Origin of the sequence: Sinomonas mesophila, from assembly GCF_001999765.1 — a bacterium.
In the GTDB taxonomy this organism is placed as follows: Bacteria; Actinomycetota; Actinomycetes; order Actinomycetales; family Micrococcaceae; genus Sinomonas; species Sinomonas mesophila.
Map to the genome: position 1 here is coordinate 388,907 of NZ_MTIC01000003.1, position 18,398 is coordinate 407,304.

Genomic DNA, 18,398 nt, shown 5'->3' on the forward strand with positions numbered 1-18,398 from the left:
TCACCATGCCCTTCGACCCCGCGTCCTATGAGTTCAGCCCGTCCGCAGGCCCTGTCGAGATCCGCGCCAACACGGTCCTCCCCGCGCGCCGGGAGAACATCGAGCTGCGCACGCAGGACGGCCTGACGCTCGTCGGCGAGCTGGCCCTCCCGGCGGACCGGGAGCCAGAGGCGACGCTCGTGACGCTCCACCCGCTGCCCACGCACGGCGGCTTCATGGACTCGCACGTCTTCCGCAAGGCCTCCTTCCGCCTCCCCGCGCTCGCGGGCCTTGCGGTCCTGCGTTTCAACACGCGCGGGACCTCCAGCCCACGCGGGACGAGCGAGGGCCGCTTCGAGGAGGGCGTGGGCGAGCGCGCCGACGTCGAGGCCGCCGTCGGGTTCGCCGTCGAGCGCGGCCTCCCGGCGCGCTGGCTCGTGGGCTGGTCCTTCGGCACCGAGCTCGCGCTCAAGTACGGGGCGGTCGAGCCCGTCGCCGGGGCGACCGAGGGCGCCGTCCTGCTCTCCCCGCCCCTCCACCGGGCCGTCGACGCCGACCTCGACGCGTGGGCCGCCGCGGGTCGACCGCTCACGGCGCTCGTCCCCGAGCACGACGACTACCTGCGCCCCGCCGAGGCGGCCGACCGCTTCGCCCGGGTCCCCCAGGCGCGCGTCGTCGGCGTCGACGGCGCCAAGCACCTCTGGGTGGGGGAGAAGTTCGTCCACCGCGCCCTCAGCGAGATCGTGGACGAGGTCACCGACGCCGGCTCGGGCGCCGAGGGGCTCCCGACGTCGTGGGACGGCCCGGTCGCGACGGCCGTCGGCTAGTGCTGGTCCTGCCGGACGATGTAGACCTCTCTGACGAGGAGCATGATCGCGGCCGCCGTGGGGATCGCGATGAGCGCCCCGAGGACGCCCAGGAGGCTGCCGCCGGCAATGACCGAGATGACCGCGACGGACCCCGGGACCGCGACCGCCTTCTGCATGATCCGAGGCGAGATGAAGTATGCCTCGAACTGCAGATAGGCGAAGTACGCGATCGCCAGGACGAGCGCCGTCTGCCAGCCGCCCGTGAGCGCGACGAGCGAGATGAGCACGCCCGCGACGACCCCGCCGACGAGCGGGATGAACGCGAGGAAGCCGACGACGAACGCGAGCAGGGCCGCGAACTGGATTCCCAGGAGCCCCATGACGACGAACGCGAAGGTCGCGTTGAGGACGGCGACGCACACCTGGCCGATGACGTAGTTGCCGACCGAGCGCGTGATCTCCTCGCTCAGGGCCTCGACGCGGAGTCGGCGCGAGCGCGGCGCGAGCCGGAAGCTCCACGCCTTCATGGCGGGCAGGGCCGAGAGGAAGTACAGGCTCAGGACGACGACGATGAGCACGCCGAAGAGCGAGTTGGCGACCGTCGTGCCGAATCCGAGCACGCCGCCGAACACGTTCGTGATGGCCTCCGAGTTCTGCCCGAGCTTCTGCAGCTCTTCGGTCACGCGGTCCTTGACCCCGAACTGCTCGTCGATGCTGCGGTAGAAGTCGGACTCGAGGACGTCCTGGATCCATCGGGGGACGTTGCCCACGAGCTCGCCCACCTGCTCGATCATGGTCGGGATGAGTGTGCCGAAGAAGGCCCCGAGGACGGCGAAGAGGCCCAGGATCGTCCCCGCGATGCCGACGGCGCGGGGAACGCGCCGCCTCTCGAGCCAGCGCACGACGGGGTCGAGGCCGAGGGCGATGAAGAGCGCCGCGAGGATCCACAGGAGCAGCTGCGTCGTATGGGACGCGATGTAGTAGAGCGCGAGGGCGATCCCGACGCCGACGGTGCCCATGAAGCCCATGTACAGCGGGTGCTTGCTCGACATCCGTGGCCCCGGCCTGCCGAACGGCGCGGCCTCGGACGGCTCCGTGGCGGTCTCCTCGCCCCCGCGCTCCGGCGGCATCTCGAAGCGCACGCGCGGCTGCGCTCCGGGAAGGGGCGTTCTCAGCTTCCGGGCCGCACCGTGGAGGAATGCCCCGAACCCGCCGTGCGGCTGGGGCGGGAGGCCGCCCTGGCCGGTCGAGGAGGAGTCCCCCCCGCTGTTGCCGCCGGCCGCGTCCGACCCGGCCTGGCGGTGTTCTGCCACAGGATGCGCCTTCCCCTTGGGTGACCTCGTCCAGGCCCGCGCCGGAAGCCGTCGCAGCCCTCCGGCCACCCTACCAGCCGGTCCGGATCGGGTTTTTGATCACGATTTGGTTACCATTGGAGGGTCTGTGTCCCCAACGCAAAGGTGTACCCGTGCGACTGAAGACCGCAGCTGCGATCCTGCTGCTCGGCCTCATAGCCCTCGTGGCCGGCATCGGCCAGCTCTCCTGGTGGGCTCCCGACGAGCATGTGACCGCCGTGCTCCCGGCCGACGCCCAGGACGCCCCGCTGACCGTCATCGACACGGGGCTGCGCGACCTGCGTGGAGGCGATGCAACCCTCACGGTCCGCTCCGAAGGAAGCTTCACGCTCTCCGCGGCCCGGCCCGATGACATCGAGGCCTGGGTCGGCCCGGCGGCCCACAACACCATCGACGGCGCGTCGGAGGACGGCCGCACCCTCACGGTCGCCCACACCGACGGCGAGGCGACCTCGCCGGACCCCGCCGGCGCCGACCTCTTCGCTGCGAGCCAGAGCGCGTCCGGCACCCTCGAGTACCGCTGGGAGCTCCCGGACGACGGCGAGTGGCAGCTCCTGCTCGCGAGCGACGGCTCCGCGCCGGCGCCCCGCGACGTGACGATCACGTGGCCGAGCAACGCGACCACCCCGTGGGGCGTCCCGCTCATCGTCGTCGGCGCCCTCGCGATCCTCGCGGCCGTCGCCCTCGTCCTCCTCGGTGCGCGCCGCGGCCCGGGCTCCGGCATCGGCCGCGGCTCCGCCGCCCGCCGCCCGCAGGCCGGCTGGCCGGCTGCTCCCACCCGGCGCGGTCGCCCGGGCTCCGCGCCGCGGATGGCGGGGCCGTCGTCCGCCCCCCGCGACCGGGGTGCCCAGGGCCGCGGCCTGCGCGCCGCGGCGGCGGGGACGGCCATCGTCGCTGGCCTTGCCGGGCTCGGGGCCGCGGTGCCCGCCGCGAACGCGGCGACGTCCCCCGCCCCGGCCGCCTCCGAGAAGGTCCTCATCGACGAGCAGCTCACCCGCATCCTCGAGCAGACCGGCAACGCGGTCCAGGCCGGCGACGACGCGAAGGACGCCGCCAAGCTCGCCCCGCGCGTCGACGGCACCGCCCTGCTGACCCGCACGCAGAACTACAAGGTGCGCGCCGCCGTTGCGAGCGCCCCCGCGCTCTCCCCGGTCCGGGCGTCCGACCTGCTCACGAGCGTCGTCACGACGCGCCGCGAGTGGCCCCGCACCGTCGTCGCCGTGACCCAGGGCGAGGGCAACACAACGCCCCAGCTGCTGACGCTGCGGCAGGCGAGCGCCCGCGAGAACTACAAGCTCATCGAGGCGGCCCCCCTCCTGCCGGGCGCGACCTTCCCGAGCACGTCGCGCGCGGGCGTCGAGCAGCTCCCGCTCGATGACAAGGCCGGCCTCGTCAACACCCCCGGGGAGGCCATCGCCGGGCTCGCCGACCGGCTCACGTCCCCGGACAGCAGCTGGAAGGACCGCATCCCCGAGAACGCGTACATCGCGGACACGCAGGGCTACCAGGCCGACATCGTCGCGAGCAGCCCCAACGGCGACTTCGCCTTCAGCCACTCCCTCGTGGGCGACGAGGCGGTCGCGTTCCGCACGGCCGACGGCGGGGCGATCGTCCTCGCGCCTCTCGATTTCACCGTCGAGGGCACGCCCAAGGCCGAGGGCGACAAGGTGACCCTTGCCGACGACGCTGCCGCGCTCGCCGGCGGCAAGGAGGCCACGTCCAAGATGGTGCTCACCTTCCGCGAGACCGTCATGCTCTACGTGCCCAAGGAGGGCGCCAGCCAGAACGTGACCCTCATCGGGGCGACGCGCAACCTCTCCGGGGCGAGCGTGGGCTGATGGGCACCCGGGCACGGCTCCCACGGGCACGGCTCCCGTGAGCACGGCCCCGTGAGCACGGCTCGAAGCACAGGTGCCAAGGGCGCCGGCCGCGTGTGCGGCCGGCGCCCCTGGTCGCTCCCGGACGTTGCTGCCCGTTCTCTGGGCTTCGCTAAGGTGGAGTCATGAGCGTTCCCGGTTCCCGCCAGCCCCAGCCGCAGCTGAACCTCCGCGGCGCCGTCGACCTCTCGGCCCTCAAGGCCCGCGCCACGGCCTCGCCGCCCGCCTCGCCCCAGGCGCCGGCCTCCGGCACGACCCCCCCGGACGAGTCCCTCGCGGGCGCCCCGGGCGCGGGAGCCGAGGCGGCCTCCGGCGCTGAGGCAGGCGCCGCCGGAGCCGTCGAGATCGACGAGAGCAGCTTCCCCGAGCTCGTCCAGCGCTCGGGCGAGGTGCCCGTCGTCGTGCTCCTGTGGGCGTCCTACTCTCCAGAGTCGCTGCGCGCCCGGGACGAGCTCGCGGGCATCGTCGCCTCCTACGCGGGCCGTCTCCTCTACGCGACGGCGGACGTCGAGGCCTTCCCGCAGCTCGCCCAGGCGTTCCAGGCGCAGGCCGTGCCGACCGCCGTCGCGATCCTCAAGGGCCAGCCCATCCCGCTGTTCCAGGGCACCGCCGCCGAGGCGCAGGCGCGCCAGCTCTTCGACGAGCTCCTGCGCGTCGCCGCGGCGAACGGGGTCACCGGCAGCGCGGGGGGCCCGGCGCAGGGAGCGGGCGCGCCCGCCGAGCCCGAGCTCCCGCCCCTGCACCAGGAGGCCTTCGACGCCATCGACCGCGGGGACTTCGCCGCGGCCGAGGCCGCGTACCGCAAGGCACTCGCCGAGCAGCCCGCGGATCGCGAGGCCAAGGCCGGCCTCGCGCAGGTCCAGCTCATGGCCCGCGGCGCGGGGATCGACCAGCCCGCCGCAGACCGGCTCCGTGCCGCGGCCGCGGATGCCCCGGACGACGTCGAGGCCCAGCTCGCCGTCGCGGACCTCGACATCATGGGCGGGCACGTCGAGGACGCCTTCGCTCGGCTCGTGGGCCTCGTGGGGCGAACCGCGGGGGACGACCGCGAGCGAACCCGCGTGCGCCTGCTCGAGCTGTTCGAGATCGTCGGCGGGACGGACCCACGCGTGTCGGCGGCCAGGGCGCAGCTGGCCCGGGCTCTCTTCTGACCCCGGGCGCTCTTCCGACCCCGGCCCCGCAGGATCCTCCCCGCGGATGAGGTCGGCCTCGTCCTCGCGGAGGATCCCGCGGCGCCGGGCGCCTTGCTAGCGTGGGGCCATGAGTGGCCTCGTCCCGCCGTCGGCGGCCTCTGCCCCCTCGCCAGCCGCTGTCCCCTCCGCCGCCCTGTCGCTGCGCGGCCTCGTCAAGGCCTTCGGCGGAAAGCCAGCGGTCAGCGGGATCAGCCTCGATGTCCCCGTCGGCTCCCTCTACGGGCTCGTCGGGCCCAACGGCGCGGGGAAGACGACCACGCTGTCCATCGCCACGGGCCTCCTGCGCCCCGACGCCGGGACGGCGCACGTCTTCGGCGTCGACGTGTGGGGTGACCCGCTGGCCGCCAAGCGGCTCATGGGGGTCCTGCCGGACGGCGTGCGCCTCTTCGACCGGCTCACGGGCGCGCAGCTCATCACCTACGCCGCGCTCCTGCACGGGCTCGACAGGCGCACCGCGGTCGAGCGGACGCACGAGCTGCTCGAGGCGTTCGGGCTCGCCGACGCCGCGGCGACGCTCGTCGTCGACTACTCCGCCGGCATGGCGAAGAAGGCGGCCCTCGCGGCGTCGCTCGTGCACGCCCCGCGCCTCCTCGTCCTCGACGAGCCGTTCGAGTCGGTCGATCCGGTCTCGGCGGCGAACATCCGCGGCATCCTTGCGGACTTCGTCGCGGGGGGCGGGTCCGTGATCGTCTCGAGCCACGTCATGGACCTCGTCCAGCGCATGTGCGACCACGTCGCCGTCGTCGCGGCCGGGTGCATCCTCGCCGCCGGGACCGTGGACGAGGTCCGGGCGGGCTCGACCCTCGAGGAGCGCTTCGTCGAGCTCGTCGGCGGGCCGGGCCGCACGGAGGGGCTGACATGGTTGCGCACCTGATCTCGCTCAAGCTGCTCCTGCTGGCCAACGGCCTGCGCCGGAACGTGTGGCAGGCGGTCGGGCTGGGCATCGCCACCCTGTACGGGTTCGGCCTCGTCACCGCCTGCGCCGTGGGGCTCGCGGCCCTGCGCTTCGCGGACGCGGCGACGGCGGAGACGGCCCTGGTCCTGGGCGGCTCGGCGCTCGTGGCCGTCTGGGCCCTGGCCCCGATCGCCGTCGCCGGCGTGGACCTCACGCTCGACCCCGCCCGCTTCGCGCCCTACCCGATCCCGCGCGGGCAGCTGCTCGCGGGCCACGCGCTGGCGGCGCTCATCGGCGTGCCCGGCCTCTGTACGGCCCTCGTCCTCGCCGCGACGACGCTCACGTGGACACGGGGGCTCGCGCCCTTCGCGGCCTCCGTGGCCGGCGCGGCCCTCGCCCTGGGCCTGTGCGTCGTCGTGAGCCGGCTGGTCGCGAGCCTCGCCTCGGAGCTCGCGGCCTCACGCCGCTTCCGGGACGGCAGCAGCCTCGTCCTGCTTGTCCCGCTCGTGCTGCTCGCGCCCCTCGTGAGCCTCGCGCTGCCCGCGCTCTCCGATGTGGCCGCCCTGGGCGGGGCCGCCGAGGTCCTCGTCTGGACGCCCCTCGGTGCAGCCTTCTCCGCCCCCGCCGACGCGGCCCAGGGCCTCGGGGCCACGGCCGCCGCCAAGCTCGCCATCGCCGCCGCGTCCCTGGCGCTCGCAGCGTGGGCCTGGTCCGGGACCCTCGGACGGGCCCTTGTGCGTCCGAGCAGCGGCGGGCGTGCGCGTGCGGCCCGGGGAGGCCGGGACGGGCTCGGGCTCTTCGCCCTCGTGCCCGCGACGGCCGCCGGCGCCGTGGCCGCGCGGAGCCTCGTCTACTGGGTCCGCGACCCCCGCTACGGCGGCGGGCTCATCGTCGTCCCGCTCCTGCCCGTCGTCCTGTACGCTGCGTCCCTCGGCCAGGACGGCGGGGGCGGGCCGCTCGCGGGGCCGTTCGCCCTGAGCGGCCCGCTCGTCGCGTTCGTCCTCGCGTGGAGCATCTCGGCCGACGTCTCCTACGACTCGACGGCCTTCGCCGGTCACCTCGCCGCGGGCGTGCGCGGGCGCGATGACCGGTGGGGCCGGGCCCTCGCGCTCCTGGCGTTCGGGCTGCCGGTGACGCTCGTCGTCACGGCAGTGCCGTTCGCCGTCGCGGGGGAGTGGGCAACGTTCCCCGCGGTGCTCGGACTCGCGGTCGGCGTCCTGCTGAGCGGGACGGGCCTGTCCTCCGTCGTCTCCGCCCGCTACGCCGTCGCGGTGCCGCTGCCGGGGGAGAGCCCCTTCAAGAAGCCCGCGGGCAACATGGGCCTCACGATGGCCGTCCAATGCGGAGGGATGGTCCTCCTCTGCGTCCTCGCGGCTCCGGAGGTGGCCCTCACGGTGCTGGCGCTCGCGACGGGCGAGCCCGCCTACGGGTGGGCCTCGCTCGCCGTCGGCACCGTCCTCGGCGCGGCGCTCCTGGCCGGCGGAGCTGCCCTCGGCGGGCGCGTGCTCGACGCGCGGGGGCCCGAGCTCTACGCTTCCCTCGTGCGCGTGGCGTGACGAAGGGGGAAGGTCATGGAAATCGTCATCCTCCGGGACACGCGCGAGGTGGGCCGCATGGCGGCCTCGGTGTTCGCGCGGCTCGTGCGCTCGCGGCCGGACGCCGTGCTCGGCCTCGCGACGGGGTCCTCGCCGCAGCCCGTGTACGAGGAGCTCGCGCGCCTCGTGCGCGAGGAGGGGCTCGACTTCTCGCGCGCGACCGGCTTCGCGCTCGACGAGTACGTCGGGCTGCCGCCCGGACATCCCGAGTCCTACCGCGAGGTGATCCGGCGCGACTTCGCCGACCCCGTCGGGCTCGATCCCGCGCGCATGCACAGCCCGGACGGCGGCGCGGCGGACCTGCCCGCGGCGTGCGCGGCCTACGAGGACGAGATCCGGGCCGCGGGCGGCATCGACCTGCAGATCCTGGGCATCGGCACCGACGGGCACATCGGCTTCAACGAGCCAGGCTCCTCGCTCGCGTCCCGCACGCGGATCAAGACCCTCACCGAGCAGACCCGGCGGGACAACGCTCGCTTCTTCGGTTCGCCTGCCGAGGTTCCGCACCACGTCGTGACCCAGGGCGTCGGGACCATCATGGAGGCACGGCACGTCGTGCTCGTCGCCACCGGGGCGACGAAGGCCGAGGCCGTCCATGGGCTGGTCGAGGGGCCTGTCTCCGCGATGTGCGTCGCCTCGGTGCTCCAGTTCCATCCCCACGCGACGGTGATCACCGACAACGCCGCCGCGTCCTCCCTGAAGCTCGCCGACTACTACCGGCATGTCTACGACAACAAGCCGGACTGGCAGGAGCTCTGACCCGGGACCCGTGAGGGCCGCGCGACTACCATGAGTCCATGACCACGATGCCACCAGACCCCTTCGACTCCGATCCCCGAGACCCCTCCCGCGGCGGCTCGACCGCCACGATCGAGCGCGAGGAGCTGCGCGAAGAGCTCGAGCCGGGCGACCGCGAACGCTTCTCGCACTACGTGCGCAAGGAGAAGATCATGGAGTCCGCCCTGACGGGCGAGCCCGTGATCGCCCTGTGCGGCAAGGTCTGGACGCCCGGTCGCGACCCCAAGAAGTTCCCCGTGTGCCCCACGTGCAAGGAGATCTACGAGGGCCTGCGCCCCGGCAGCGACGACGACAAGTCCTGAGTGCCACCCGTTCGCCGCGCCCGCGGGCGCGGCGCCGTCCCTGAGGAGGCCCCGGCGGACGCCGGACCGCGCGCCGGGCTGATGGCGCCCGCACGCCGGGCGCTCGTCGTCGGGCTCCTCGCGATCGTCACGTGCGGCGCGTTCGAGGCCATGGCCGTCACGACGGCGATGCCGGTGGTGGCAGCCGAGCTCGGCGGGCAGGGGGCCTACGGGCTCGCGTTCTCGCTCTTCCTCACGGCCTCCATGGCCGCCACCGCGGCTGCCGGGCCCTGGTGCGACCTCCGCGGCGCCCGCCCCGCGCTCCTGACCGGACTCGGCCTCATGTGCGCCGGCCTCGTCCTCGGCGGGGCGGCGTCCGACTTCGCCGTGTTCACCCTCGGGCGCATGGTCTCGGGACTCGGCGCGGGCTTCATGATCGTCGCCGTTTATGTCGTCATCGGCCAGGTGCTGCCCTCGGCGCTCCAGCCCGTCATGTTCGGCTGGTTCTCCGCCGCCTGGGTCGTCCCGTCCCTCGTGGGGCCGTACGTCTCGGGCCTGCTCGCCCAGCACGTGAGCTGGCGCTGGCCCTTCCTCGGCGTCGTCCCGATCGTCGTGGCCGCCATGGCCCTCGTCTGGCCCCGCGTCCGCTCGCTCGGCCCGCCCGCCCCCGATGAGTCGTCTGGGTCCGGCTCGCCCACGGATGGACGACGGCGCGCCCTCCTCGGACTCGTGCTCGCCGCCGGAATTGCCGGGGCCCAGTGGGCGGCCGTGGCCGCGGCCGACCCGACGTCGCCAGTGCGCGCAGCCGCGCCGGCGCTGCTCGCCGTCGTCGGCGTCGTGGGGGCCGCGCTCGCGGCGGGGGCCGCCCGGCGTCTCATCCTCCGCGGCACGTGGACCGCCCGGCGCGGGCTGCCGGCCGTCATGGCCGTGCGCGGGCTCATCACCTTCGCGTTCTTCGGTGCCGAGGCCTTCATCCCGCTCTTGCTCGTGGACCGGTACGGGCTCGAGCCCTCGATCGCCGGCCTCGCGCTCACCGGAGGCGCCCTCGGCTGGACCGCCGGCTCGTTCGCACAGGCCCGCGCCTGGCTCCCGCGGTCGGCCTACCTCGTGCTCGGGCCCGCCGCCGTCGCCGCGTGCCTCGCCGCTGTCGCCGCGTCCGTCGCCGCAGCCGCGCCCGCGTGGGCCATCCCGGCGGCGTGGGTCCTCGCCGGCGCGGGGATGGGCCTGGCCATGTCCACGACCTCCGTGGCGATGCTGGACCTCAGCGACGCGGCCGAGCGCGGGAGGAATTCGGCCAGCCTCCAGTTGGCCGATATGCTCGGTGGAGTGATTGGAACCGCCGGCGCCGGAAGCCTCTATGCCCTGCTGCTTGACGCCTCACGCACTCCCGGGGCCCTCGGGTTCGCCCTCCTGACCGGGGTCCTGGCGGTTCCCGCCCTCGTCGGCGCGTTCGCCGGCACGCGCACGCACGCGCCGTCGTCCGCCGACCGGAAGGCCCCCCGCGCATGACGGACACCCTCTTCGGCGGGCCTGCCCCACCTTCTTTGCCCCCTGCATATCCCGAGCGCGCCGCCTGGGGCACCGCCCCCAAGCTCCGCGCGTGGCAGCAGGAGGCCCTCGACAAGTACCTCGCCCTCGCCCCGCGCGACTACCTCGCCGTCGCGACGCCGGGCGCCGGCAAGACGACGTTCGCGCTCCGGGTCGCGTCGACCCTCATCGAGCGCGGCGTCGTCAACCGAGTCACGATCGTCGCCCCGACCGACCACCTCAAGCGGCAGTGGGCCGACGCCGCTGCGCGCGTCGGGATCGCGATCGACCCCAACTTCAAGAACTCCGACGGCCAGCACGGGCGTGGCTTCATGGGCGTCGCGGTCACGTACGCCCAGGTCGCGAGCAAGCCGCTCCTGCACCGCGCCAAGACGGAGGCCGCACGCACCCTCGTGATCCTCGACGAGATCCACCATGGCGGCGAGTCGCTCTCGTGGGGCGACGGGCTCCGCGAGGCCTTCGACCCCGCCGTCCGCCGCCTCGCCCTGACGGGAACCCCGTTCCGCTCCGACACCTCGCCGATCCCGTTCGTGGACTACGCCGAGGACAAGGACGGGATCCGGCGCTCGAAGGCCGACTACACCTACGGCTACGGGCAGGCGCTGCGCGACCACGTCGTGCGGCCCGTCATCTTCATGGCCTACTCGGGCCAGATGCGCTGGCGCACGAGCGCGGGCGAGGAGATGGCCGCCTCCCTCGGCGAGGCCGCGGTGACCAAGGATGTCACGGCCCAGGCTTGGCGCACCGCGCTCAACCCGCAGGGGGAGTGGATCCCGGCCGTGCTCGCCGCGGCGGACCGGCGGCTCACCGAGGTGCGCCGCTCCGTCCCCGACGCCGGCGGCCTCGTCATCGCGACCGACCACGAGGACGCGCGCGCCTACGCGGGGCTCCTGAAGAAGATCACGGGCCAGTCGCCGTCGGTCATCCTCTCCGACGACGCGAAGGCGTCGGGCAAGATCGAGGAGTTCGCCGAAGGGCAGCAGCGCTGGATGGTCGCGGTGCGCATGGTGTCCGAGGGCGTCGACGTGCCCCGTCTCGCCGTGGGCGTCTACGCGACGTCGACCTCGACCCCGCTGTTCTTCGCCCAGGCCGTGGGCCGCTTCGTGCGCGCACGACGGCGGGGGGAGACGGCGTCGGTCTTCCTGCCGTCGGTGCCGCAGCTCACCGTCCTCGCCAACACGATGGAGGCCGAGCGCGACCACGCGCTGGACCGCCCCGTCAACGACGAGGACGGGCTCATGGACCTCGAAGAGTCGCTCATCGACGAGGCCAACCGCGAGGAGAAGGCCTCCGACACGCTCACGAAGGGCAAGTACGAGGCGCTCGAGTCGCAGGCGGCGTTCGACAGGGTCCTGTTCGACGGCGGCGAGTTCGGCACGGGCGGCGAGGTCGGCTCCGACGAGGAGCTCGACTTCCTCGGCATCCCCGGCCTCCTCGACGCGGACCAGGTGGCCACGCTCCTGCGGCAGCGGCAGCAGGAGCAGGTGTCGCGGCGGAGCAAGCGGCCGACGTCCTCCGCAACGTCCTCCCCGTCGGGAGTGCCCGACCACCGCCTCCTCATGGACCTGCGGAACGAGCTCGCCAGGAACGTCTCGGCGTGGAGCGCCCGGACCGGCACGCCGCACGGCATGGTGCACAACAAGCTGCGCGAGCTGTGCGGCGGGCCCGCCGTCGCGCAGGCGAGCGAGGAGCAGCTTCAGGCGCGGCTCGCCAAGCTCCGGGACTGGTTCGTCGGCCGCACCTGAGCCGCCCCCCGTCCGCCCACGTTGCGGGGTCACCTCCCTGCGTTGCGGGGTCACCTCGGGGCTTCTGCGCGAGAATGGACGTATGGCATCCCGAGCGCTCGTGATCGTCGACGTCCAGAACGACTTCTGCGAGGGCGGCAGCCTCGCCGTCGACGGCGGCGGGGCGGTGGCCTCCCGGCTCACCGCATTCCTCGCCGACCACGCGCGTGACTACAACGCCATCGTGACGACGCAGGACTGGCACGTCGACCCCGGCAGCCACTTCTCGGCACAGCCTGACTTCGTCGACTCGTGGCCTCCGCACTGCGTCGCCGGCACCGAGGGTGCCGCGTTCCACCCGAACCTCGAGACGGATCAGGTGGACGCCATGTTCCGCAAGGGCCAGCACGCAGCTGCCTATTCGGGATTCGAGGGCAGGCTCGCATCGCCCGAGGACGTCCTCGGCGCCTCCGAGAATGCTGCGTCCTTGGACGAGTGGCTCCGGGCCGAGGGGATCGACGCTCTCGACGTCACCGGCATCGCGACCGACTACTGCGTCAAGGCGACGGCGGTCGACGCTGCGCATGCCGGCTACTCGACTCGTGTGCTCACCGGGCTGTGCGCAGGGATCGCGGACGACCTTGAGCCCACCTACCGCGATCTGGAGAAGGCAGGAGTCGTCCTGGCCTGAGCCCGGCTCGCAGGGAGGTGACCCCGGGTCGCAGGGAGATGACCCCGGGTCAGGCGTCCTCGTAGAGGGTCGGGATCGCGGGCTCTCCGCGGTGCATGCGGTGCACCGACGCGGGCAGCTCGGCGAGGGAGGCCGCGTGCCGGGCCCGGGCCCGCTCGACGCCCTCGGGCCCGGTCCAGCCCGGCTTGAGGTCCCCGTCGACGATGAAATGCTCGAGCAGCGGCCGGTCGTTGCCGTCGTCCTCCGGGCGGCGCCCGATCCCGACGACCTCGGCGCTCGCGACGCCGCGCCCGTCGAGCCGGCGCAGCGCGTACTTGCGCCCGCCCATGCTCACCTTGTTCTTGGCGGCCTTCGCGACGGAGACGAACTCGCCGTCGTCATCCGTGCGGCTCACGAGCTTGTAGACCATCGACGCCGTCGGCGCCCCCGACCCCGTCACGAGCGCGGTGCCGACGCCGTAGGCGTCCACGGGCGCCGACTGCAGCGCCGCGATCGCGTACTCGTCGAGGTCGGACGTGACCACGATGCGCGTGTTGACGTTGCCGAGGTCGTCGAGGAGGGCCCGGACCCAATGCGCCTGCTCGATGAGGTCCCCCGAGTCGAGCCGCACTGCTCCGAGCCCGTCCCCGGCGATCTCGACGGCCGTGCGGACGGCCGTCTCGACGTCGTACGTGTCCACGAGGAGCGAGGTGCCGGCGCCCATCGAGCTGACCTGCGCCTCGAAGGCGTCCCGCTCGGTGTCGTGCAGGAGCGTGAACGAGTGCGCGGCCGTTCCGACGGTCTTGATCCCGTAGCGCAGGCCCGCGGCGAGGTTCGACGTGCTCGAGAAGCCCGCGATGACGGCGGCGCGGGCCGCGGCGACGGCAGACTCGTCGTGGGTGCGGCGCGAGCCCATCTCGATGCACGGCCGGCCGCCGGCCGCCGTCGTCATGCGCGAGGCCGCCGAGGCGATGGCCGAGTCGTGGTTGAGCACGGAGAGGATGTACGTCTCGAGGATGCATGCCTCGGCGAACGTGGACTCGACGATGAGGACCGGCGAGTTCGGGAAGTACGCCTCGCCCTCGGCGTAGCCGAACACGTTCCCGGAGAAGCGGTAGTCCGCGAGCCAGTCGAGCGTCTCGCGGTTGACGACCTGTGTGCGCTCGAGGAAGGACAGCTCCTCGTCGGTGAAGCGGAACTTCATGATGCCCTCGAGGACGCGGCCCGTCCCGCCCACGACCCCGTACCGGCGCCCGTCCGGGAGGCGGCGCGCGAAGGCCTCGAAGACGCACCGGCGGTGCGCGGCCCCCGAGTGGAGCGACGCCTGGAGCATCGTGAGCTCGTAGTGGTCCGTGAAGAGCGACGTGCGGGGCTGGTCCCAGAGGCTCATGTCAGTCACGCGCTTCACTCTAGCGGCCCGCCGCGGCGCCGGTGCCCTTGCCGGAAGGCGCCGGTGCCCCTGCCTAGAATGGAGCGCATGAGCATGAGCGTCGCCACTGAGCCCTCGCAGGAGGTCGCGGGCCAGACAGTCCCGGACCCCACGGCAGCGCGGCAGACGCCGTGGAATCTCATCGTCTGGAACGACCCCGTCAACCTCATGAGCTATGTCAGCTATGTGTTCCAGACTTACTTCGGCTTCTCCGAGGCCAAGGCGGACGCCCTCATGATGCAGGTCCACACCGAGGGCCGATCGGTCGTGACGCAGGGCTCGAAGGAGTCGGTCGAGCAGCACGTGGTCGCGATGCACACCTATGGCCTGTGGGCCACGATCGAGAGGTCCGGCGAGGATGGCTGATCCGTTCGTCTACGGCCTGCGAGGGATCACGGGGCGCCTGGAGGACGCCGAGCGGGAACTCCTGCGCGGCCTGTTCAACGACGTCGTCGGCATGCTCGAGCCCGAGGAGGGCACGCACGCCGACCCGCTCGAGGCGCTCGTCGGGCTGAGCCCGAACGCGAGCGAGCCGGAGGACCCGGCGCTCGCGCGCCTCCTGCCCAACGCCGTCAAGGACGACGCCGAGGCCTCCCTCGAGTTCCGCCGGCTCACCGAGCGCTCCCTGCGCCAGGGCAAGGCCGGCGCCCTGCGCGCGGCAGCCCTCGGCCTCGACTCGGCGCACCTTGTGCTCGACGATGCCGCGGCGGGCCACTGGTCGACGGCGCTGAACGACGTGCGCCTCGTCCTCGCCGAGCGCCTCGGGATCCGCTCGGAGGACGACGCCGAGAGGATCCACGCGAAGACCGACTGGTCCGAGGCGGAGGACGTCGAGACCTACCTCGCGCTCGTGTACAACTTCGTCACGTGGCTCCAGACGACGCTCATCGAGGCGATGCTCGACGCTCACCGCGTGCGCTCGGAAGGGAGCGGCAATGAGTGAGCTGCCCCGCTCCGAGCGGCCGATCGGCATCTTCGACTCGGGCGTCGGCGGCCTCACCGTTGCCCGCGCGGTGATCGACCAGCTCCCGCAGGAGTCGATCGTCTACGTCGGGGACACGGCGCACGGCCCGTATGGGCCGCTCCCGATCGCCGAGGTCCGCGCCTTCGCCCTCGGCGTCATGGACGAACTCGTCGACTCGGGGGTCAAGGCGCTCACGATCGCGTGCAACTCTGCCTCGGCCGCCGTCCTGCGCGACGCGCGCGAGCGGTACACGGCCCGCTACGGCATCCCCGTCATCGAGGTCATCCAGCCCGCGGTGCGCCGCGCCGTCGTCGCCACCCGCAACGGGAAGGTCGGCGTGATCGGGACGAGCACGACCATCGGCTCGCGCGCGTACGATGACACGTTCGCCGCCGCGCCCGGGCTGAGCATCACCTCGGCCGCGTGCCCGGAGTTCGTGCGCTTCGTCGAGGCCGGCGTCACGACCGGCCCCGAGCTCCTCGAGGCCGCGGAGGCGTACCTCGCCCCGCTCAAGGCCGCGGGCGTGGACACGCTCGTGCTCGGCTGCACGCACTACCCGCTGCTCACGGGCGTCATCTCCTACGTCATGGGGGACGGCGTCACGCTCGTCTCGAGCGCCGAGGAGACCGCCAAGGACGTCTACCGTGCCCTCGTGGGCCACGGCCTCGAGCGCACGGGCGCGGCGCCCCCCGTGCACCGCTTCGTGGCCACCGGGGACCCGGGGCAGTTCGAGGTCCTGGCCCGGCGCTTCCTCGGGCCCGAGGTGCAGGGCGTCCAGCACGCCGACCACGTCTCCGCCCGGTACCCCACGGCGAGCCTCGCCCAGATCACGCCCGAGATGATCGAGGATGCCCGCGCGCGCGGCGGGTCGGCGCGGATCTCCCACTTCGCGGCGGGCGAACCGGGCAGGATGTCACCGTGAAACTCACCATCGTCGGCTGCTCGGGATCGTTCCCGGGCCCGAGTTCGCCCGCCTCGTGCTACCTCCTCACGGCGAATGACGGCAAGCGCGACTGGCGCATCCTGCTCGACCTTGGCTCGGGCGCCCTCGGCGTGCTCCAGCGCTACATCCACCTCTCCGACATCGACGGCGTCCTCCTGAGCCACCTGCACCCGGACCACTGCATCGACCTCACGGGCCTGCACGTGGCAGTCCACTGGGACCCACACGGCTGGCCCTCGGGGCGCATCCCGGTATGGGGGCCGGAGGCCACGGCCAAGCGCATCACGATGGCCCTCGACATGGAGCCGCCTGCCGACCTCACGGAGGACTTCGAGTTCCACCGCTGGACCCCGGGGGAGAAGGTCGAGTTCGGGCCGTTCCGCTTCGAGGCCATCACGGTGCGCCACCCCATCGCCGAGTCCTACGCGATCCGCGTCGAGTCGGTCGAGCCCGACGGCGCGGACGGCGAGCGGCGCCGCGTGCTCGCCTACTCGGGGGACACCGACTCGTGCCCGGGCCTCATCGAGGCCGCCCGGGACGCGGACATGTTCCTGTGCGAGGCCGCCTACCACGAGGGCCGCGACGACGCGATCGAGGGCGTGCACCTCACGGGCCTGCGGGCCGGGCAGGCGGCGCACGATGCCGGCGCCCGCCGCCTGCTCCTGACGCACCTGCCCGTGTGGAACGACGCGAACCGCTCGGTCGAGGAGGCCCAGCGCGCGTACGACGGCCCGATCGCGGTAGCCGTCGCTGGGGTGCACTACACGATCTGACCCGGGACGATCTGACCGAGACGATCTGACCCGAGAGGATCGAGCCCGGCGATCCGACTCTGGATAAGCTGGGGTCATGATCCCGAGCTCTGAGCACCCTCTCTCCACCGTGCGCGCCGACGGCCGCTCCCCGGACCAGCTGCGCCCGATCTCGATCACTCGCGGGTGGTCCAAGCAGGCGGAGGGCTCGGCCCTCATCGAGTTCGGGAACACGCGCGTGCTGTGCACGGCGTCCTTCACCGAGGGCGTGCCGCGCTGGCTCAAGGGCGAGGGCCGCGGCTGGGTCACGGCCGAGTACGCGATGCTCCCGCGCGCGACGAACACGCGCTCCGACCGCGAGTCGGTCAAGGGCCGCATCGGCGGCCGCACGCACGAGATCTCGCGCCTCATCGGCCGGTCGCTGCGATCGATCATCGACACGAAGGCGCTCGGCGAGAACACGGTCGTCCTCGACTGCGACGTCCTCCAGGCCGACGGCGGGACCCGCACCGCCGCGATCACCGGGGCCTTCGTCGCGCTCGCCGAGGCCGTGCGGTGGGCCAAGGAGAAGGGCCTCATCGAGCCCGGCGCCGACCCGCTCATCGACACGGTCTCGGCCGTGTCGGTGGGGATCATCGACGGCGTGCCCATGCTCGACCTGCCCTACGTCGAGGACGTGCGCGCCGAGACCGACATGAACGTCGTCGTGACCGGCTCGGGGAAGTTCGTCGAGGTCCAGGGCACGGCCGAGGGCGCGCCGTTCGACCGGGAGGAGCTTGACAGCCTCCTCGACCTCGCGCTCCTGGGCACGGCTCAGCTCGCGGACATCCAGCGGGAGACACTTGCGGAGGCGCTCAGGTGACATACGACGGCGAGCGGCCGGCCGCCGCTGACCTCGCGCCGAGGCTCGTCCTCGCCACCCACAACCAGGGCAAGCTCGCCGAGCTGCGGGCGCTCCTGCGCGGCCAGGTGGCCGGCCTCGACGTCGACACGCAGGTCGTGGACGCGGGCGCCGTGGGCGGGCCGGACGTGGTCGAGGACGGCGTGACGTTCGCCGAGAACGCCCTGCTCAAGGCTCGCGCGGTCGCCGCCGCGACGGGTCTGCCAGCGATCGCGGACGACTCCGGACTCGCCGTCGACGTCCTCGGCGGCGCGCCCGGCATCTTCTCGGCCCGCTGGGCCGGCCGCCACGGCGACGACCGGGCGAACCTCGAGCTCCTCCTCGCCCAGCTCTCCGACGTGCGGGACGAGCACCGGCAGGCGGCCTTCGTCTGCGCGGCCGCGCTCGTCGACCCGGGGGCGAGGGTGCCGGAGACGGTCGAGACGGGCCGGCTCGAGGGCACGCTCCTGCGCCAGCCGCAGGGCGAGGGCGGCTTCGGCTACGACCCGATCCTGCGGCCGGCCGGCCTCGAGGTCAGCTGCGCCGAGCTCACGCGCGAGCAGAAGAACGCCATCAGCCACCGCGGCCGGGCCTTCCGGGCGCTCCTGCCCGCGATCATCGCGGCCCTCCGCTGAAGACAGCAACGCCGCATCGCAACACGCCGAAAAGGACGGATCTTTCCAGCGTGTTGCGATGCGGCGTTGAGGTG

The 18,398-nt window shown here is 73.3% G+C and carries 18 protein-coding genes; 16 read left to right on the forward strand and 2 right to left on the reverse strand.

Features of this window, described 5'->3' with window-relative positions; translation table 11 throughout:
- The first annotated feature begins 5 nt into the window (after positions 1-5).
- Positions 6-806: an alpha/beta hydrolase gene (locus BV907_RS13110; protein WP_077490149.1), complete on the forward strand. Its 801-nt coding sequence runs from the start codon at positions 6-8 to the stop codon at positions 804-806.
- Here BV907_RS13110 and BV907_RS13115 read toward each other — a convergent pair.
- Positions 803-2,101: an AI-2E family transporter gene (locus tag BV907_RS13115; protein ID WP_425441636.1), complete on the reverse strand. Its 1,299-nt coding sequence runs from the start codon at positions 2,099-2,101 to the stop codon at positions 803-805. The two genes, BV907_RS13110 and BV907_RS13115, sit on opposite strands and share 4 nt — an antisense overlap.
- A gap of 152 nt (positions 2,102-2,253) precedes the next feature.
- Here BV907_RS13115 and BV907_RS13120 point away from each other — a divergent pair, with 152 nt between their 5' ends.
- The 9 genes from BV907_RS13120 to BV907_RS13160 all read left to right on the forward strand — a co-directional run bounded on the left by BV907_RS13120 (position 2,254) and on the right by BV907_RS13160 (position 12,742).
- Positions 2,254-3,978 carry a DUF8094 domain-containing protein gene (locus tag BV907_RS13120; RefSeq protein WP_245827955.1) on the forward strand — a complete coding sequence of 575 codons (1,725 nt, stop codon included), beginning with the start codon at positions 2,254-2,256 and terminating at the stop codon, positions 3,976-3,978.
- A 164-nt stretch (positions 3,979-4,142) separates the two neighbouring features.
- On the forward strand, positions 4,143-5,168 hold the full coding sequence (locus BV907_RS13125; RefSeq protein ID WP_077490150.1) for a co-chaperone YbbN: 1,026 nt from the start codon (positions 4,143-4,145) through the stop codon (positions 5,166-5,168).
- Positions 5,169-5,277: 109 nt separating this feature from the next.
- Positions 5,278-6,084: an ABC transporter ATP-binding protein gene (locus BV907_RS13130; RefSeq protein ID WP_077490151.1), complete on the forward strand. Its 807-nt coding sequence runs from the start codon at positions 5,278-5,280 to the stop codon at positions 6,082-6,084.
- Positions 6,069-7,661, forward strand: a complete 1,593-nt coding sequence (locus tag BV907_RS13135) for a transporter (RefSeq protein WP_077490152.1) — start codon at positions 6,069-6,071, stop codon at positions 7,659-7,661. Before BV907_RS13130 ends, BV907_RS13135 begins: the two co-directional genes overlap by 16 nt.
- A 15-nt stretch (positions 7,662-7,676) precedes the next feature.
- Positions 7,677-8,459: a glucosamine-6-phosphate deaminase gene (gene nagB / locus BV907_RS13140; RefSeq protein ID WP_077490153.1), complete on the forward strand. Its 783-nt coding sequence runs from the start codon at positions 7,677-7,679 to the stop codon at positions 8,457-8,459.
- Between the two features lie 38 nt (positions 8,460-8,497).
- The gene (locus BV907_RS13145; protein WP_077490154.1) at positions 8,498-8,800 is read left to right on the forward strand and encodes a DUF3039 domain-containing protein; all 303 of its coding nucleotides are present in this window, start codon (positions 8,498-8,500) and stop codon (positions 8,798-8,800) included.
- Complete coding sequence (locus BV907_RS13150; RefSeq protein ID WP_139346761.1) at positions 8,801-10,288, forward strand: MFS transporter; 1,488 nt, start codon at positions 8,801-8,803, stop codon at positions 10,286-10,288.
- Positions 10,285-12,072 carry a DEAD/DEAH box helicase gene (locus BV907_RS13155; RefSeq protein WP_077490156.1) on the forward strand — a complete coding sequence of 596 codons (1,788 nt, stop codon included), beginning with the start codon at positions 10,285-10,287 and terminating at the stop codon, positions 12,070-12,072. The genes BV907_RS13150 and BV907_RS13155 overlap by 4 nt, the downstream gene beginning before the upstream one ends.
- Before the next feature lie 82 nt (positions 12,073-12,154).
- The gene (locus tag BV907_RS13160; protein ID WP_077490157.1) at positions 12,155-12,742 is read left to right on the forward strand and encodes an isochorismatase family protein; all 588 of its coding nucleotides are present in this window, start codon (positions 12,155-12,157) and stop codon (positions 12,740-12,742) included.
- 49 nt (positions 12,743-12,791) lie between these two features.
- On the opposite strand, the gene BV907_RS13165 is transcribed toward BV907_RS13160, so the two are convergent.
- The gene (locus BV907_RS13165) at positions 12,792-14,111 is read right to left on the reverse strand and encodes a nicotinate phosphoribosyltransferase (protein WP_077490158.1); all 1,320 of its coding nucleotides are present in this window, start codon (positions 14,109-14,111) and stop codon (positions 12,792-12,794) included.
- Between the two features lie 87 nt (positions 14,112-14,198).
- Here BV907_RS13165 and clpS point away from each other — a divergent pair, with 87 nt between their 5' ends.
- From clpS to rdgB, 6 genes are all read left to right on the forward strand, one after another.
- Complete coding sequence (gene clpS, locus BV907_RS13170; protein WP_077490159.1) at positions 14,199-14,516, forward strand: ATP-dependent Clp protease adapter ClpS; 318 nt, start codon at positions 14,199-14,201, stop codon at positions 14,514-14,516.
- Entirely contained in the window at positions 14,509-15,093 is a 585-nt protein-coding gene (locus BV907_RS13175) for a DUF2017 domain-containing protein (RefSeq protein WP_077490160.1), read from the forward strand. The genes clpS and BV907_RS13175 overlap by 8 nt, the downstream gene beginning before the upstream one ends.
- Complete coding sequence (murI, locus tag BV907_RS13180) at positions 15,086-16,036, forward strand: glutamate racemase (RefSeq protein ID WP_077490161.1); 951 nt, start codon at positions 15,086-15,088, stop codon at positions 16,034-16,036. Before BV907_RS13175 ends, murI begins: the two co-directional genes overlap by 8 nt.
- The gene (locus tag BV907_RS13185) at positions 16,033-16,830 is read left to right on the forward strand and encodes an MBL fold metallo-hydrolase (protein ID WP_077490162.1); all 798 of its coding nucleotides are present in this window, start codon (positions 16,033-16,035) and stop codon (positions 16,828-16,830) included. Before murI ends, BV907_RS13185 begins: the two co-directional genes overlap by 4 nt.
- A 76-nt stretch (positions 16,831-16,906) precedes the next feature.
- Positions 16,907-17,671, forward strand: a complete 765-nt coding sequence (gene rph / locus BV907_RS13190) for a ribonuclease PH (protein WP_077490163.1) — start codon at positions 16,907-16,909, stop codon at positions 17,669-17,671.
- Entirely contained in the window at positions 17,668-18,324 is a 657-nt protein-coding gene (gene rdgB, locus BV907_RS13195; RefSeq protein WP_077490164.1) for an RdgB/HAM1 family non-canonical purine NTP pyrophosphatase, read from the forward strand. The genes rph and rdgB overlap by 4 nt, the downstream gene beginning before the upstream one ends.
- The last annotated feature ends 74 nt before the right edge of the window (positions 18,325-18,398 follow it).

Excerpts from the sequence above, each read along its gene's own strand:
- BV907_RS13130 (WP_077490151.1), top strand. The coding sequence starts at position 5,278 with ATGAGTGGCCTCGTCCCGCCGTCGGCGGCCTCTGCCCCCTCGCCAGCC.
- BV907_RS13165 (WP_077490158.1), bottom strand. The coding sequence starts at position 14,111 with ATGAGCCTCTGGGACCAGCCCCGCACGTCGCTCTTCACGGACCACTAC.
- rph (WP_077490163.1), top strand. The coding sequence starts at position 16,907 with ATGATCCCGAGCTCTGAGCACCCTCTCTCCACCGTGCGCGCCGACGGC.
- BV907_RS13135 (WP_077490152.1), top strand. The coding sequence starts at position 6,069 with ATGGTTGCGCACCTGATCTCGCTCAAGCTGCTCCTGCTGGCCAACGGC.
- BV907_RS13145 (WP_077490154.1), top strand. The coding sequence starts at position 8,498 with ATGACCACGATGCCACCAGACCCCTTCGACTCCGATCCCCGAGACCCC.
- BV907_RS13160 (WP_077490157.1), top strand. The coding sequence starts at position 12,155 with ATGGCATCCCGAGCGCTCGTGATCGTCGACGTCCAGAACGACTTCTGC.
- BV907_RS13155 (WP_077490156.1), top strand. The coding sequence starts at position 10,285 with ATGACGGACACCCTCTTCGGCGGGCCTGCCCCACCTTCTTTGCCCCCT.
- nagB (WP_077490153.1), top strand. The coding sequence starts at position 7,677 with ATGGAAATCGTCATCCTCCGGGACACGCGCGAGGTGGGCCGCATGGCG.
- BV907_RS13110 (WP_077490149.1), top strand. The coding sequence starts at position 6 with ATGCCCTTCGACCCCGCGTCCTATGAGTTCAGCCCGTCCGCAGGCCCT.
- BV907_RS13125 (WP_077490150.1), top strand. The coding sequence starts at position 4,143 with ATGAGCGTTCCCGGTTCCCGCCAGCCCCAGCCGCAGCTGAACCTCCGC.
- BV907_RS13175 (WP_077490160.1), top strand. The coding sequence starts at position 14,509 with ATGGCTGATCCGTTCGTCTACGGCCTGCGAGGGATCACGGGGCGCCTG.
- murI (WP_077490161.1), top strand. The coding sequence starts at position 15,086 with ATGAGTGAGCTGCCCCGCTCCGAGCGGCCGATCGGCATCTTCGACTCG.
- clpS (WP_077490159.1), top strand. The coding sequence starts at position 14,199 with ATGAGCATGAGCGTCGCCACTGAGCCCTCGCAGGAGGTCGCGGGCCAG.